Source organism: Flavobacterium sp. NG2 (genome assembly GCF_034119845.1).
Lineage (GTDB): Bacteria > Bacteroidota > Bacteroidia > Flavobacteriales > Flavobacteriaceae > Flavobacterium.
Genome location: NZ_CP139420.1, coordinates 2,418,987 through 2,436,834, shown reverse-complemented (window position 1 = coordinate 2,436,834; position 17,848 = coordinate 2,418,987). Strand labels below are relative to the sequence as shown.

The window sequence follows — 17,848 nt, the reverse complement described above, 5'->3', positions numbered from 1 at the left end:
GTAAAATATTTTTTTTATGCTTTTTTTAACAGCCTACACCTCAAGAAAATATTGATTATATCATCAAATGTGAAAAAAATTATCATTATTTTTATCATATGAAAAAAATACCACTTGTTTTATTGATATTACTATCATTAAATTGTTTTGCGCAATTTAGCAAAACACATTATATACCCCCTATAAGTTGCAATACGAATTTAGCATTTGATCACTATTTTTACATTTCTACACCTAGTACCACTAATGTCAGTTTTAAAATTATAGCTATCGGAGGTACAGTCATCAATGGAGTAGTAAACAACACCACTCCTTATGTTCATTCCATTGGAACTGGCAGCGGCACTCAGTTAATGACACCAAAAACCGTAATTGGAAAAATTATAGATAAAGGATACATTATCGAAGCCGATGATTTAGTTTATGTAAGTATGAGAATCAACTCCGCTTTAAACACTAATACTGGAAATTTCAATCATGCTGGAGGACTCGTTTCTAAAGGTAATAGTGCTTTAGGAACTATTTTCAGATTAGGAGCCATGTTTAATCCCGTTTACGATGTTTCTTTGTTAAATTTTTCATCTATACTCGCAACTGAAAATAATACCACATTAACCATTTCTAATATCCCAAACGGTACAATTCTTACCGATGGCACCATCATAAATGGACCAATAACACTTAATTTAAATAAAAATGAAAGCTATGTATTAGCATTAGAAAACTACAACAATTCTAATTCTAATAGTTCAAATATGATTGGTGCATTAGTAGAAACAGACAAACCCGTGGCCGTTAATTCAGGTTCATTTGCTGGTAGCAATAGCATTTCCTCTGGAAGAGACATTGGTTTTGACCAGATTGTCCCTTTCGAAAAAACAGGAAAAGAATATGTTTTTGTCAAAGGATTGGGTTCCGATGATTTAGAACGCGTTTTAATAATTGCTCAAAAAGACCAAACTGTAATTTACCTTAACGGTAGTACAACACCATTTAAAACACTTAATGCAGGAGAGTTTGCAGATATCGGAGGTAGTTATTTTAGTAATGGTAATTTATACCTCACTAGTTCTGAAAACGTATTTGCGTATCAAAGTATAGGAGCGAGAGGTTCATCGGCAGCCAACCAAAATCTTTTCTTTGTACCTCCTGTAAATTGTACCACACCTAGAATTGTAGACAATATCCCATTAATTCAATCCATAGGAAACACAACCTATACCGGTGGTCTTAATATCGTAACCGAAACAGGCGCTAGTGTCACCATAAATAATAGTCCTATTACAACTTCTCCTGTACCAATTACAGGTAATCCTGGACTCGAACGATATACTGTTGATGGGCTATCAGGAAATATCTCGGTAAAATCTACAAAACAACTTTATGTTTCTTATTACGGAACCAATACATCCGCAACTTACGGCGGCTACTATTCTGGTTTTGATACCAAACCAGAAGTAATTTCGAGTAAAATTTCGAATACCGCTTCATCTTGTATCCCAAATATTATTCTAAAAACAAGTACGATTTCCTCCTATGATGCTTTCCAATGGTTTTTTAATGATGTAGCCATCACTGGTGCGACAACACCAGAATATACCCCAACAGCACCAGGTTACTACGCTGTACGTGGAACTATTTCAAATTGCCCAAACACCATTCCATTATTTTCGGATAAAATTCCTGTAAGCGAATGCCCAACTGATTTTGATGGTGACACTATAAATGATAATATTGACCTCGATAATGATAATGACGGAATTACAAATTGTACCGAATCCTACGGTAATCAAAATATCAATACCGCAAACAGTAGCACAGGAACTATTGCTATAGGTGATTATTCAAATACATTTTCAGGACAAATTACTACTTCTACCAATTCTAGTACAACTCCATTTACTGGAAATGCAAATGGAATTATTGTAACCGAAACTCCAACTGGAATTGGCAATTTTGTTAAGTATAAAATGACATTCAATCAGCCTATTTCGATTGGATTAGAATACGCTCCATCCGCCAATACTACTGATTTACTAAACTCTAATGCTGAGTTTATCGTTAACTCCGATACCAATCGAACCATCACAGTTCTAAACCCTTCTAATCAATTATTAATTGACACTAATTATGATGGGATTTACGAAAGTGGTGTAACAGAATATTCATCGTTTGAAATTCGATTTAGACTAAACAATGTAGTACCATTAGCAGCTGGCACAGGTGATTTCAAATTTCTCACTTCATTAACGAAAACTTTTAGCATCCAACACAAAAACTTATCGGAGACGAATACTAATAAAGCAACATTCAAACTTTATGCCCAATGTATCCCTAGAGATTCCGATGGTGATAGCATTGCTGATCAATTTGATTTAGACAGTGATAACGATGGCATTTTAGACAGAATTGAAGCCCAAAACAACAATGCATTAGCACTAGCAAATAGCGACACTAACAAAGACGGTATAGACAATGCTTTTGGAAATGGTTTAACCCCAGTTGATACAGATAATGATGGAATTCCGGATTATATCGATTGGGACAGTGACAATGATGGAATAAATGACATTGACGAATCTGGAACAAATGCAACTAATCCAGATGTAGATAACGATGGCATAAAAAATTACCGAGAATTAGACAGTGACAATGATTTATGTAATGATGTTATTGAAGCTGGTTTTTTTGACTTTAATAATGACGGTATATTAGGAAGTTCCCCTGTAACAGTAAATACAAGAGGACAAGTTACCAGTGCTATAGGCTATACTACACCCAATAACAATTATATAATTGCCGCTCCAATACTAATCACAACCCAACCAATAGCCACTCCTTTTTGTGAATTACAAAACTCGACCATTAGTATCGCTTCAAACGGTGATAGTTACCAATGGCAAGTATCAACAGATGGTTTAATTTGGAATTCACTAACTAACAATACTACTTACTCAGGTGTAACAACTAATATTTTAGCGATTTCGAATGCTACACTCAGTATGAATGGCTATAAATATAGAGTATTTGTAAATAAATCTGGAAATTCATGTGGTTTATTATCCTCAGAAACAACATTGCAATTAAATCCAGCACCTGTTGTTAATGATATTACAATTGTACAATGTGATGATAATTCAGATGGTTTCACTGCTTTTAATTTAACTGTGAAAAACAAGGAAATAAGTGCTAATTCAACTTCTGAAACATTTAGCTACTACAGCTCACAGACAGGGGCCACAACTGCTAATCCAGCTCAATTAATTACAAATCCTCAAGCATATACTAACACAGTAGCTAGTCCGGTTGATGTTTGGGCAAGAGTAACCAATGCTAACGGATGTTTTAGAGTTGCTAAAATCACTTTAAAAGTCAGTACAACGACTATTCCATCCTCTTTCAACAAAATCTTCGAAGTCTGCGATGACTATATTGACGAAATCAATAATGATAAAGACGGAATCGCTACTTTTGATTTTAGCAGTAGTTCAAGCGCCCTCCTAGCCCAACTTCCAGCTTCCTCGTCCTCCTATAGTATAAAATATTATGCCAATGGAAAAGATGCTTTGGCAGAGATAAACGAAATTACTAACACTAATAATTACAGAAACCAACTTTCTCCAAATCAACAATTCATCTGGGTTAGAGTGGATAGCGATACCGATAATTCTTGTTACGGAATAGGACCATATGTCAAACTTGTAGTAAATCCAAAACCAAAAATAGACCTAAATAGTGATGGATCGAATGATGTATTAATTTGCTCTAATCTTCCATCTTTTGTAGTTGAATTAAATGCAGGAATCCTAGATGGCAGCTCGACTTCCAATTACACTTATATCTGGTCAAAAGACGGTCAAAACATCCCAGGTGCTACAAACCCTACCCTTAACATAAACAGTTTAGGTAATTACAGTGTTGAAGTAACCTCAAAAGCAACAGGATGTAGTCAAATTCGCAACATAAAAGCAACTCCTTCAAATATTGCAACAATTACTAGTATTGAAGTTATTGATTTTTCCGAAAACAACTCCATAACAGTAAATACCACAGGACCTGGGAAATATGTTTACAACATCGATGATGTTAATGCCTATTTTCAAGAGTCTAATGTTTTTGATAATGTAGCTTTAGGGATTCACGTTGTTTCTGTCAAAGACTTAAACGGATGCGGAACCGTAAATCAAACCGTTACAGTCGTAGGCGCTCCAAAATTTTTCACTCCTAATAATGATGGATATAATGACTATTGGAACATCAAAGGAATTACCAATTCCCAAACGTTCATCTATATTTTTGATCGTTATGGAAAACTATTAAAAACCATAAGTCCTTTAGAACAAGGATGGGATGGGCTATACAATGGTAGTTTACTTCCTGCCGATGATTATTGGTACACTATAAAACTAGATGATGGTCGTGAAGCAAAAGGGCATTTTAGTTTAAAACGATAATAAAATTAATCACGACTATAGTTATAGAAATAAAACTCTTTTGTTGAATTGCTTAACGTTGAAATCCGTTTTACATCAATTTAAATTCATTACTGTTAATTTATTTCCAGAAGAAGGATTCTTTAATGTTTTTTTAATAAAAATATTATGTTTTTTATTGTAACTTTGAGAAAAGACCATCACTTTGTTACGAATACGAATAAAAACTACTATTATTAACCTAAAACCGCTGTATAATGAAAAATTTAAAATTACTAATACTCGCACTGATTGTCCTTTTCTCTTTCTCTTTTACAACAGCTGAAGCGCAAAACAAAAAAATAGATGTTTCTAAGAGTCTTATTACTTGGACAGGAAAAAAAATAACAGGACAACATGAAGGAACTATTAAATTTAAAGAAGGAGTTCTAGTTTTCAAAAATAATAAAGTTGTAGGAGGAAATTTTGTAGCCGACATGACGACACTTAACAATACTGACCAAACAGGAAGTTCAAAAGCTAAGCTCGAAGGACATTTAAAATCAGATGATTTTTTTGGTATTTATAATTTCAACACTTCTATGTTAGATTTTAGAAATATTACTCCTAAGGCAAATAATGTATATACTGTAATTGGAAGTTTAACCATCAAAGGTGTTTCGCACCCAATTATTTTTGACTTAATTGTAAAAGGCAATTCTGCTACCGCTAAGTTAACAGTTGACCGAACAAAATATAGCATTAGATATGGTTCAGGAAGTTATTTTGACGACTTAGGGGACAAGACCATTTACGATCAATTTGATTTAAAAGTGGATTTAGTTTTTTAAATTAAGACCTATTAAAATCAACAACACATTTTTATTCCTTAAAATTTGAAAAATCAAAATTCATTTCTATATTTGTATCAACAAAAAATATTATGATAGCAATTACAAACAATACTTGGTGGTGGAACAATTTACGTCAGACGTCGTGAACAAAGCTCCTATAGTATTGTAAACTATAAATATATAAAGGCTTGTCGTCACGACAAGCCTTTTTTACGTTAATTTAATTAATATCTCAGAACTATTAATCATTAAAAAATCATTTCTATTGAAACCTTTTATACTTAAAACACATTACAAGCAAATCCTAGCAGATATGATAACTCCTGTTAGTGTATATCTAAAAATTAGAGATAAATTCCCTAATAGTTTGTTGCTGGAAAGTAGCGACTATCATGGAAACGATAATAGTTTTTCGTATATCTGCTGCAATCCTATTGCATCGATAAAGATCGAAAATGAAACTATCTATAAATCTTTCCCTGATGGAACTTCTGAAACAATTGCGATTGATTCAAAAACGAACATCCCTGATATTATCCAAGAATTTTCAGGTCAGTTTAAGTCTGAGAAAAATGATTTCAAATTCATTAATAATGGATTATTTGGATACATTTCTTATGATGCCGTGCGTTATTTTGAAAAAGTAACCATTGCTAAAAAAGAAAACAGCAATACCATACCTGATGTCTATTATGCAGTGTACCAAAACATCATTGCAATCAATCATTTCAAGAACCAAGCATATATCTTTAGCCATAGTTTAGACGGTAGAAACAACATTGCTGAATTAGAGCAGTTATTACAATCTAGAAACTTAGCTACCTATCAATTTACGAGAGATGGCGAAGGATTTTCAAATTTAACAGACGAAGAATTCAAACAAAATGTAGCCTTGGCTAAAAAACACTGCTACCGTGGTGATGTGTTTCAATTAGTATTGTCTAGACGTTTCACACAAGGATTCAAAGGAGATGAATTTAATGTTTACAGAGCGTTGCGAAGCATCAATCCTTCTCCCTATTTATTCTTTTTTGATTATGGTGATTTCAAAATATTTGGTTCTTCCCCTGAAGCTCAAATTATTGTAAAAGACCGTAAAGCTGAGATACATCCTATTGCTGGTACTTTCAAGCGTACTGGTGACGACGAAAAAGATGCGGTACTTGCAAAACAATTATCAGAAGATAAAAAAGAAAACAGCGAACACGTAATGCTTGTTGACTTAGCTCGTAATGACCTTAGCCGCCACGGACACAATGTAAATGTAGAACGCTACAGAGAAGTTCAATTCTTTTCTCACGTTATCCATTTGGTATCCAAAGTTACTGGTCATTTGCATGACAATGCCACTACCCTACAAGTTGTAGCCGATACTTTCCCTGCAGGGACTTTAAGTGGAGCTCCTAAACATAGAGCCATGCAGTTGATTGAAGATTATGAGAAAACCAATCGTAATTTCTATGGTGGAGCCATCGGTTTTATGGATTTTGAAGGCAACTTTAACCATGCCATTATGATTCGAACTTTTTTAAGCAAAAATCATCAATTACACTCTCAAGCTGGAGCTGGAATAGTTGCTAGTTCTGACGAAGAAAGTGAAATGCAAGAAGTTTATAATAAACTAAGAGCCTTAAATACCGCTTTAGATTTAGCAGAAACAATATAAAGTAATGACAAGTTGCGACTTGTCACTAAACAATACCTATAAAATGAAAAAAATATTAGTCATAGACAATTACGATAGTTTCACTTATAATTTAGTGCATTATCTTGAAGATTTAAACTGCGAAGTAACCGTGTATCGAAATGATGAATTTGATATTGATGAAATAGCGCATTTCGATAAAATATTACTATCACCAGGACCAGGTATTCCTGATGAAGCGGGCTTACTTAAACCCGTAATTGAAAAATATGGTGCTACCAAAAGTATTTTTGGAGTTTGCCTTGGACAACAAGCCATTGGTGAAGTTTACGGAGGAACACTATCAAACCTTGATAAAGTCTATCATGGTGTGGCTACTAATGTAAAAACAGTAGTTGATGACGAAATCTTATTCCAAGGATTAGAAAACGAATTTGAAGTTGGCCGCTACCATTCATGGGTTGTAGATGCTACTTTACCCGAAGTTTTAGAAGCTACTTCATTTGACGAAAACGGACAAGTAATGTCGCTGCGTCACAAAACATTTGATGTAAGAGGCGTACAATTTCACCCTGAAAGCGTATTAACTCCTACAGGTAAAAAAATGCTAGAAAACTGGGTCAACAATTAGTATTCAGTCATTCGTAATCAGATAAAACCATCATATAGAATTTGCGCCTTTGCGTCTTAGCGGAATAAAAAATGAAAAATATTTTAAACAGACTAATCAATCACGAAATACTCTCTAAAGAGGAAGCCAAAAACGTGTTGGTAAACATCTCTAGTGGCAATTACAATCCGAGTCAAATAGCAGCTTTTTTAACTGTTTATATGATGCGAAGTATTAGTATTGATGAGTTAGCGGGTTTTAGAGAAGCCTTACTTGATTTGTGTATTCGAGTTGATTTATCGGATTACAATACCATTGATTTATGCGGAACTGGTGGTGATGGAAAAGACACTTTCAATATTTCGACTTTAGCCTCTTTTGTGGCAGCTGGTGCAGGAATAAAAGTTGCTAAGCATGGAAATTATGGGGTTTCCTCAATATCTGGTTCTAGTAACGTAATGGAACAATTAGGTATCAAATTTAGCAATGATAATGATTTTCTAAGAAAATGTATGGAAAAAGCGGGTATCTGTATTTTACACGCTCCTTTATTTCATCCCGCAATGAAAAACGTGGGGCCAATTCGTAAAGAATTAGGGGTAAAAACCTTCTTCAATATGTTAGGTCCAATGGTAAACCCTGCCTTTCCACAAAACCAATTAGTAGGTGTTTTTAATCTCGAATTGGCTCGTATGTATGGCTATTTGTATCAAAACACAGATAGAAACTTTACCATTTTACATTCATTAGACGGATATGATGAAGTATCATTGACATGTCCTACTAAATTCATTTCAAACACCAAAGAAGGAATATTAAATCCATCCGATTTTGGTGTTAAACATTTATTGCAATCGGAAATTGAAGGAGGAAAAACCATTGAAGAATCAGCGCAACTATTTACTACTATTATCGCAGGTAAAGGAAATGAAGCGCAATCTAATGTGGTTTGTGCCAATGCAGCCATGGCAATTGCTACAGTAACAGGATGTACCCCTCTTGAAGGATTTGAGCAGGCCAAAGAAAGTTTGTTTTCAGGAAAAGGATTAGAAGCACTCAATATTCTGAAAAATCTAAGCAGTCAACAATAATATAGAAAAGCTGATAGAATCCGTCCTATTAATATTAAATGACATGAAAAATTTCATCACTAAAACTGCTTTTCTTCTCTTTTTAGTCGTTGCAACAGCTACTTATAGTCAAGAAAAATTAGCTATAAAAAAGGATTCAATAAAAGCCAAAGATTCTTTGAACACAGCTTTACTAACGGAATACAATAGTAAGATTGCGCAAATTGAGAAACAGCGAATTCAAGATTCTGTAAAAAGAGCTGGTTTAGAGTCCAAATTAAATTCGCTTAAAACTACTGATAATTTAAAAAAAGAAGCCCTTCTAAAGCAAATAGAAGAACTCAACAACCAAGATAGAATACGTATTGAGAAGAAAAAAGCACAAATAGATGCCTTGCGTTCAACTGCAAAAGCTTATCCTGTAAAAGGCTTTTTTGACGATACTTTGTTTTTGATTTACAGCAAACTAGGAAGCTTCTCAGCCAGTGATAGAGCTGATGCCATTAGTAATCGTGTGCAACAATTAGCAGATCATTTTACATTTACAAAAGATTCGCTGAAGATTGTTCCTTCTGAGACGGTTTTAGATATTACCTATGGTGAAAAAATCATTATGAGTATCTCTGAAAACGATGCCATTTGGAATGGCAGTAGTAAAGAAGCACTGGCTCAAAAATACCAATCGATTATTGCAAATTCAGTAAGTCATTATAAAAACGAAACAAGCACCTCGACTTTAATAAAAGAAGTTGGTACTGCTTTATTGATTCTATCTATCTTAGCCATTGTACTTTTTTACATCAACCGTTTTTTCAATTGGACGGCCTTAAATATCGAAGGAAAGAAAGGAAATCGCTTAAAAGGTTTTACAATAAAAAACTATACTTTATTTGATGAAGAAAGACAAGTATCATTTGTTTTGTTTTTGAATAAATTATTGAAGTGGATTGTAAATTTAGTTCTCATCTACGTTACTTTACCGGTGTTATTTGGAATTTTCCCTTGGACCAAAAACTTTGCAAATACCCTTTTTGGCTATGTACTGACTCCTTTAAAAAATATTGGTTTAAGTATTTGGAATTATTTACCCAATTTAATTACCATCATTGTCATCTATTTTGTATTTCATTATGTTTTAAAAGGCATTGAATTCTTAAAAGAGGAAATCGCAAAAGGAAACTTACAGTTAACGAATTTTTATCCCGAATGGGCAAATCCTACCTACCAAATAATAAGAGTGCTTTTGTACGCTTTTATGTTTGTGTTAATTTTCAAATATTTACCAGGTAGTGATTCTCCTATCTTTCAAGGAGTTTCTGTTTTTCTTGGTTTTTTGTTTACATTTGGTTCTTCGGGTGCGTTATCAAATGTTATTGCAGGAATCGTTTTAACTTATATGCGATTATTCAAAATTGGGGATCGTGTCAAGATAGGAGACATCACTGGAAATGTAATCGAAAAATCGCTTTTGGTCACTAGAATTAAGACAATAAAAAACGAAATTATTTCTATTCCTAATTCAACGGTTATGAACAGTCACACTACGAATTACACTAGTGAAACCTTAACACAAGGATTAATCATTCATACCACAATAACCATTGGATATGATGTACCATGGAAGACCGTTCACCAAGCTTTATTAAACGCTGCTGACAGAACTAATTTACTTTTAAAAGAACCTAAACCCTTTGTTCTACAAACGAGTTTAGATGATTTTTATGTGTCTTATCAAATTAATGCACATACAAAAGATGCTAATAAACAAGCTATAATCTATTCTGATTTACATCAAAACATTCAAGATTGTTGTAACGAATTAGGTATCGAAATCTTATCTCCTCATTACCGAGCAGCTAGAGACGGAAACAGAACCACTATCCCTGAAAGTTATTTACCCCAAGACTATCAAACACCTAGTTTTAATGTAAATATGGATAAAAAATAAACAAAACTGATACGATTTATAATAAAAAAGCTCGAAATTATGAACGAATATCTAGACAAAGTAATTTTTACAAATACTACTCATGTTATTACGGTAGGTTCCATTTTAGCATTGGTTGGTTTTCTTATTTTAATAAATATTGTACTTAGAATTCTTCAAAAATCCATTAATTCATATGGAAAAATTGATGAAGGAAAAAAATACTCTATTTACTCCTTATTAAAATATTTCATTTATGTTTTTGCCTTTACCTTTTCTTTAGAGATTTTAGGTTTTAATATTTCTTTACTAGTAGCTGGTTCTGCTGCCTTGTTAGTAGGTTTAGGTTTAGGTATTCAAAATTTATTCAGTGACTATGTTTCTGGAATTATCATTCTTTTTGATAATAGCGTCAAAATTGGAGATGTAATTCAAGTTAATGACATTGTATGCCAAGTAATGGAAATCAACCTTAGAACCACAATCGTATTAACTAGAGATGATAAATATATTATTCTACCCAATACCGATTTAACTCGTAATCCTTTAATCAATTGGACACATAATGCTAAAGCAGCTCGATTTGAATTTTCAGTAGGAGTTTCATACAGTTCAGACGTGACTATCGTTAAAAGAATATTGAAAGACTCCGCAATGAAACATACGGCAATTTTAAAAGGCAAAGAACCATTTGTTCGCTTTGATGATTTTGGAGACTCAGCACTAACATTTACCCTCTTTTTTTGGTCAGAAGAAGTTTTTCGAGTAGAAAATATAAAAGGCGAATTGAGAGAAATCATTATAGAAGCCTTTCGAAAAGAAAATATTGAAATTCCGTTCCCACAACGTGTTATTCACCAATCATAAGACATCATGAACGAACAAATTAATCAGATACTGTATGACCCTATAATTGGGAAACTTGCAACTATTTTTATTGGTGTCACCATAATATGGCTTATCATCAAAGCCTTGCAAAAAAATTTGGTTACCAAAATTAAGGATACAGACAACCGTTACAAGGCTAAAAAATTCAGCAGTTTTATTGGTTACTTCCTTTCTATAGTGTTGCTTACGGTTATCTTTAGTGACAGACTAGGCGGACTTACAGTAGCATTAGGAGTAGCGGGTGCTGGAATTGCTTTTGCATTACAAGAAGTCATTGCCAGTGTAGCGGGTTGGTTGGCCATTATGTTTGGTGGGTTTTACAAAACTGGTGATCGTGTACAGCTAGGTGGAATTAAAGGTGACGTGATGGATATTGGGGTCTTGCGTACTACCATCATGGAAACTGGACAATGGGTAGATGGCGATTTATACAATGGCCGCATAGTTCTCATTGCCAACAGTTTCGTTTTCAAAGAGCCCGTTTTTAATTACTCAGGTGATTTTCCGTTTCTATGGGACGAAATTAAGATTCCAATCCAATTTGGAAGTGATTACGATAAAGTCAACGAAATTTTACTAGAAGTAGGAAAAGAAGTTGCAGGGGACTTAACGGCGCAATCTCATGAAAAATGGATTGCCATGCAAAACAAATACCTGTTAGAAGATGCTCAAACAGAACCTATGGTTTCCTTGATTTTCAATGACAACTGGGTTGAATATACCTTACGATATGTAGTAAGCTATAAAAAACGGAGAGCAACTAAAACGCAATTATTTACCAAAATATTAAAAAAAGTAGATGCCTGTCAAGGAAGTATCAAATTTGCGTCGGCTACTTTTCAACTGGTGGAAGCACCTGATTTTAATGTTAACATAAAAAATAATAGATAATTTCGCTTTTAGTACTAATGGTTAAAAAGCACTTCTTGTCGTTTTAGCCTTATCTATAGGAAAGGAATTAGAAAAAGATTTTTGAATTACTATTACCAATCTTGTACAAGAAATGTCAATCGGTAAATTAGTAACTTTGCTGAAGAAATAGTTTAGAAAACAGTTTCAAGTTTAAGGTTTCAAGTTACCGTTTGAAACCTGAAACCCGAAACAAAAAAACCTGAAACAAAATAGTAATAAATGAATATTTTAGATAAAATTATAGTTGACAAAAAACGTGAAGTCGTTCTTAAAAAATCAATCATCCCCGTTTCACAATTAGAGGCTTCTGTCTTTTTTGGGAAGAAAACAATCTCCTTAAGTAACAATTTAAGAAATAGTACTTCAGGAATTATTGCCGAGCACAAACGCCGTTCTCCATCCAAATCAGTGATTAATCACGGTTTTACAGTGGAAGAAGTTGTAAAAGGATACGAAGATGCTGGTGCTTGTGGAATCTCCGTTTTGACCGATGGAAAATACTTTGGTGGTTCCTTAGATGATTTACTATTAGCAAGAGCTTCTGTCGAAATTCCTTTGTTACGCAAAGAATTCATCGTTGACGAATACCAAATCCTAGAAGCCAAAGCCCACGGTGCCGATTTAATTTTGCTTATCGCAGCTGTTTTGACTCGTGACGAAATCAAATCGCTTTCTGAGTTTGCGCAAGGTTTAGGATTGGAAGTTTTACTAGAAGTACACAACCAAGAAGAACTAGAAAAATCAATTATGCCAACGTTAAACATGATTGGTGTAAATAATAGAAACCTAAAAACATTCGAAGTAAGCCTAGATTTCAGTAAGCAACTAGCAGATCAAATCCCAAATGATTTTGTAAAAGTATCTGAAAGTGGTATCTCTTCTATCGAAGCCATCAACGAATTAAAGCCTTACGGTTACAAAGGATTCTTAATTGGAGAAAACTTCATGAAAACGGATAATGCTGGTAAAGCAGCAACGGAGTTTATATCAAAATTAACTTAAACACGAAGTTCACTAAGCATTCACTAAGCACACAGAAAAATTAAAACTTAGTGACCTTTGTGCTTACTTTGTGTCTTTGTGGTTAAAAAAAGAAAAAATGAATAATTCAACCCAACATAACACAACGCCTCCCTTCCCTTCGGGGAGGGCTGAGGTGGGGATAAAAATCTGTGGTATGAAATATCCCGACAATATCGTCGAGTTAGGAGCACTCCTACCCGATTATATGGGATTTATTTTCTGGGAAAAATCGGCTCGCCATTTTGAGGGGACTATTCCTGCCTTGCCTGCATCAATCAAAAAAACAGGTGTTTTTGTGAATGAAACCCTTGCTAATGTTATTGACAAAGTTAACCAACATGATCTGCAAGCGGTTCAGTTACACGGCAAAGAAACTGTTGCCTATTGCACAGAACTTAAAAGCGAGTTAAAAAAACTCAAACCAGCACAGACACAGATTGAAATCATAAAAGTTTTTTCTATCTTAGACGACTTTAATTTTGAGGTCTTAGCCCCCTTTGAATCGGTTTGTGATTACTTCCTTTTTGATACCAAAGGCAAGCTTCCAGGAGGTAACGGAACCACCTTTGACTGGACAGTTCTCAAAGATTATCCATCCTCTAAACCCTTCTTCCTCAGTGGCGGAATCGGATTAGACGAAATGGATGCTGTCAACGAAATATTGAAAACAAATTTGCCTATTTTCGCCATCGACCTAAATAGCAAACTAGAAATAGAACCGGGATTAAAAAACATACAATTGTGTAAAGATATATTGTTGTTTAAAAATTCATAAATACGTGATATCGTAAAGAGGCACTGCGGTGCCTCTCTACAAAACCAAATTAAAATAATCATATCGTACGGACAGCTCGCGAGCTGTCCCTACAGAATAAATAAAAAACAAAAAATGACATCATATAACGTAGATGAAAAAGGCTATTATGGCGAATTTGGTGGGGCATACATCCCTGAAATGTTGTATCCTAATGTAGAAGAATTACGCCAACAATACCTGACTATCACCGCTGAACCTGAATTCAAAAAGGAATTTGACCAATTATTGAAAGATTATGTTGGTCGCCCTAGTCCCTTGTATTTTGCTACACGTTTGTCTGAAAAATACGGAACTAAAATTTATCTAAAGCGTGAAGACCTGAATCATACAGGAGCACACAAAATCAACAATACGATTGGCCAAATCTTAGTGGCTAAAAAACTAGGAAAGAAACGTATCATTGCTGAAACTGGAGCAGGGCAACACGGAGTGGCTACGGCTACCGTTTGTGCTTTGATGGGATTAGAATGTATCGTTTATATGGGCGAAATCGACATTGAGCGTCAAGCGCCAAACGTTGCCCGTATGAAAATGCTCGGAGCAACCGTTCGACCAGCCTTATCAGGTTCTCGTACGTTGAAAGATGCAACAAACGAAGCGATTCGCGACTGGATTAACAATCCTGTTGATACGCATTATATCATCGGTTCAGCCATTGGGCCACACCCTTATCCTGATATGGTGACTCGTTTTCAGAGCATCATTTCTGAGGAAATCAAATGGCAGTTAAAAGAAAAAGAAGGACGTGAAAACCCTGATTATGTAGTCGCTTGTATCGGGGGTGGAAGCAACGCTGCAGGAACTTATTACCACTTTTTACACGAGCCAGAGGTGGGAATCATCGCTGTCGAAGCAGCTGGAAAAGGCGTTAATAGTGGTCACAGTGCAGCTACAAGTAAACTCGGAAAAGTGGGCGTTATCCACGGTTGTAAAACCTTATTAATGCAAACTCCTGATGGTCAAATCACTGAGCCGTATTCAATATCTGCAGGATTGGATTACCCTGGTGTTGGACCTATGCACGCGCATTTGGCAACCACAGGTCGTGCCGAATTTTATTCAATTACAGATGACGAAGCCATGAAATCTGGTTTGGAATTGTGTAAACTCGAAGGAATTATTCCAGCGATTGAATCCTCACACGCTTTGGCGGTTTTGAACGAGAAAAAATTCAAACCTACAGACGTGGTCGTAATCTGTTTATCAGGTCGCGGTGACAAAGATTTGAGTACTTATATAGATCATTTTAATCTATAATTAAAAAGTTAATCGTTTAAAAAAACTTTAAACTTTAAACTTTAAACAAAATAACATGGGCGTTCCCGCCAGAAAAAGGCGGTCGGGCTGTACGCTATATCTTTTTTAGGTGGCAAAAAAGCCCCCTAAAAAAGGATGCCGCTCCCATCCCTAACGCAGACAGTAGTCATAATAACGAAAGTATAAAAAACATAAAAATGGCAAAATTATTCGCATACGGAACTCTAAAAGACATAGATACTCAGCAAACCATTTTTGGTCGCATACTCAAAGGAGAACATGATGTATTGAAAGGATTTACCGTTTCTGAAATCAAAATCGAAGAGGAGTTTGGAATAGCTAAATATCCTATTTTAGAAGAATCAGAAAACCCAACAGATGTGGTTAGTGGAATGTTATTTGAAATAACCGAAGAAGACATCCATCTAGCAGACACTTACGAAGGACTGCACTACAGACGCATCGAGGTAAAACTAGAATCAGGAGAAGTAGCTTGGGCGTATATCGTTACCAACTAATTTTTCCAACACAAACAAAATAATTTCATCAATGAATTTGTGCAATTTGTGCAATTTGTGGTAAAAACCATTTGTCATTAATAAATAGTACAGACAAAGCATCTGATAAAAAACATACGAATGAACAGAATCAATCAAAAATTACAAGAAGATAAAAAGATACTTTCCATCTATTTTTCAGCTGGATACCCTAACCTTAACGATAGCGTCCAAATCATTGAGGATTTAGAAAAAAACGGTGTCGATTTAATCGAAATCGGATTGCCTTTTAGCGACCCTTTGGCGGATGGACCAACCATTCAAGCCAGTTCAACACAAGCTTTACACAACGGAATGACGACCGAAGTCCTATTCAATCAATTGAAAGACATTCGTAAAACCGTTTCGATTCCGTTGATTATTATGGGATATTTCAACCCGATGTTACAATATGGTGTAGAAGCCTTTTGTGCTAAATGTGCCGAAATAGGAATCGACGGATTAATCATCCCAGACCTTCCTGTTGATGTATATGCAGACCAATACAAAGCTATTTTTGAAAAATACGGCCTAATCAACGTATTCTTAATCACACCGCAAACCAGCGACGAACGTATCCGTTTTATTGATAGTGTTTCTAATGGATTTATCTATATGGTAAGTTCAGCAAGTGTGACAGGTTCACAATCTGGTTTTGGAAACACACAAGAAGACTATTTCAAGCGTATCGCAGGAATGAACCTTAAGAATCCACAAATCATTGGTTTTGGAATCAACAATGCCGAAACCTTCAAACAAGCTACAGAGCACGCCAAAGGAGCGATTATAGGTAGTGCTTACATCAACCACCTTACCGAAAACGGAAGCAAGAAAAATGCCGAATTCGTGAAAGCTATTCGATAACAATTTCATACTTTATTTTAAACCGCTAATTCGCAAATTTTAAATTTGTGAATTAGCGGTTTTTTTAATTACTGTAAGATTATTTCTTTATATTTGGGATTGGAATAAAAATTGATTACCGTCAGATTTATCCACCCAAATAGGGGTGTATAAGTCTGATAACATCAGTAGTATACACAAGTTAGTGGCTATTTTGCCGCAGGGTGAGAAAATTAAGAATTTAAAAAAAAGAAAATGGAAGATAATTGTTTTGTAATAATGGCTATAAGTGATCAAAAATATGATGATTTAGAAATTTCAGCTGATCAATTGAAAGATGATTACGAAAATGTAATAAAACCTGCAATTTTAAGTGCGAGATCAAAAATGAATATTGTAAGAGCTGATGAATGTGCTGTTCCTGGTACTATTACAACTGATATTTTAACACATTTAATGTATGATACTTTTGTTATTGCAGACGTGACATTTCCAAATCCGAATGTATTTTATGAATTAGGACTTAGACATAGCTTTAAACCAGGTACGATTTTAATAAGAAACTCTAGTGTTAAAATAAAAACTCCATTTGATATTTCGCATCAAAGATATATTGAATATGAATGCACGCCTAAAGGAATACAAGACTTAGCGAAACAGCTTAGAGAGTTTTTTAATTGGTACGAAAAAAACCCATTGAAACCAGATAATCAAGTTTTGCATTTAGCTCAATTAATAAAATTTGAGTTTCCCAAATATGCACAACCTAAACAAGAAATCCAAACAGACTTAATGGTAAATATGTTCTCTCTTTTAGCTGCAAATCCTGATATGCTTCCATTAATTACAGATAATTCACTTGGAGACATGGAAAAAGGTATGATGGCATTACAACTATTTAAAGACCAGCCAGATGCAATTAAAACACTAATTCAATTAGGACAACAGAACAATAATGAATAAAAAAAACAGCCACTAACACACGTAGCTGTTGCGCAACCCTCTTTAAAAGTGAATTTTAAAAAATAAACATAAAAAACTACCTCGTTTAAGC

The 17,848-nt window shown here is 34.5% G+C and carries 14 protein-coding genes; all 14 read left to right on the top strand.

What is annotated here, in order from left to right; genetic code table 11:
* Positions 1-98: 98 nt before the first annotated feature.
* The 14 genes from SLW70_RS09970 to SLW70_RS09905 all read left to right on the top strand — a co-directional run bounded on the left by SLW70_RS09970 (position 99) and on the right by SLW70_RS09905 (position 17,757).
* On the top strand, positions 99-4,454 hold the full coding sequence (locus SLW70_RS09970; protein WP_320888194.1) for a T9SS type B sorting domain-containing protein: 4,356 nt from the start codon (positions 99-101) through the stop codon (positions 4,452-4,454).
* A gap of 236 nt (positions 4,455-4,690) precedes the next feature.
* The gene (locus SLW70_RS09965; RefSeq protein WP_320888192.1) at positions 4,691-5,263 is read left to right on the top strand and encodes a YceI family protein; all 573 of its coding nucleotides are present in this window, start codon (positions 4,691-4,693) and stop codon (positions 5,261-5,263) included.
* Between the two features lie 268 nt (positions 5,264-5,531).
* Positions 5,532-6,932 carry an anthranilate synthase component I family protein gene (locus SLW70_RS09960; protein ID WP_320888190.1) on the top strand — a complete coding sequence of 467 codons (1,401 nt, stop codon included), beginning with the start codon at positions 5,532-5,534 and terminating at the stop codon, positions 6,930-6,932.
* Positions 6,933-6,975: 43 nt separating this feature from the next.
* Positions 6,976-7,542 carry an aminodeoxychorismate/anthranilate synthase component II gene (locus tag SLW70_RS09955; RefSeq protein ID WP_320888189.1) on the top strand — a complete coding sequence of 189 codons (567 nt, stop codon included), beginning with the start codon at positions 6,976-6,978 and terminating at the stop codon, positions 7,540-7,542.
* A 71-nt stretch (positions 7,543-7,613) separates the two neighbouring features.
* Complete coding sequence (trpD, locus tag SLW70_RS09950; RefSeq protein WP_320888188.1) at positions 7,614-8,612, top strand: anthranilate phosphoribosyltransferase; 999 nt, start codon at positions 7,614-7,616, stop codon at positions 8,610-8,612.
* Positions 8,613-8,655: 43 nt separating this feature from the next.
* Positions 8,656-10,539 carry a mechanosensitive ion channel domain-containing protein gene (locus SLW70_RS09945; RefSeq protein ID WP_320888187.1) on the top strand — a complete coding sequence of 628 codons (1,884 nt, stop codon included), beginning with the start codon at positions 8,656-8,658 and terminating at the stop codon, positions 10,537-10,539.
* Between the two features lie 39 nt (positions 10,540-10,578).
* Positions 10,579-11,385 (top strand): mechanosensitive ion channel family protein, encoded by an 807-nt coding sequence (locus SLW70_RS09940; RefSeq protein WP_320888186.1) that lies wholly within the window; start codon positions 10,579-10,581, stop codon positions 11,383-11,385.
* 6 nt (positions 11,386-11,391) lie between these two features.
* Entirely contained in the window at positions 11,392-12,297 is a 906-nt protein-coding gene (locus SLW70_RS09935) for a mechanosensitive ion channel family protein (protein ID WP_320888184.1), read from the top strand.
* A gap of 240 nt (positions 12,298-12,537) precedes the next feature.
* A complete protein-coding gene (gene trpC, locus SLW70_RS09930; RefSeq protein WP_320888183.1) occupies positions 12,538-13,320 on the top strand; it encodes an indole-3-glycerol phosphate synthase TrpC in 783 nt (260 codons plus the stop codon).
* 175 nt (positions 13,321-13,495) lie between these two features.
* Entirely contained in the window at positions 13,496-14,116 is a 621-nt protein-coding gene (locus SLW70_RS09925; RefSeq protein WP_320888182.1) for a phosphoribosylanthranilate isomerase, read from the top strand.
* Positions 14,117-14,230: 114 nt separating this feature from the next.
* A complete protein-coding gene (trpB, locus tag SLW70_RS09920; protein WP_320888181.1) occupies positions 14,231-15,415 on the top strand; it encodes a tryptophan synthase subunit beta in 1,185 nt (394 codons plus the stop codon).
* Between the two features lie 197 nt (positions 15,416-15,612).
* Entirely contained in the window at positions 15,613-15,933 is a 321-nt protein-coding gene (locus SLW70_RS09915) for a gamma-glutamylcyclotransferase family protein (protein WP_320888180.1), read from the top strand.
* A gap of 120 nt (positions 15,934-16,053) precedes the next feature.
* Positions 16,054-16,815 carry a tryptophan synthase subunit alpha gene (trpA, locus tag SLW70_RS09910; protein ID WP_320888179.1) on the top strand — a complete coding sequence of 254 codons (762 nt, stop codon included), beginning with the start codon at positions 16,054-16,056 and terminating at the stop codon, positions 16,813-16,815.
* A gap of 234 nt (positions 16,816-17,049) precedes the next feature.
* Entirely contained in the window at positions 17,050-17,757 is a 708-nt protein-coding gene (locus SLW70_RS09905; protein WP_320888178.1) for a hypothetical protein, read from the top strand.
* The last annotated feature ends 91 nt before the right edge of the window (positions 17,758-17,848 follow it).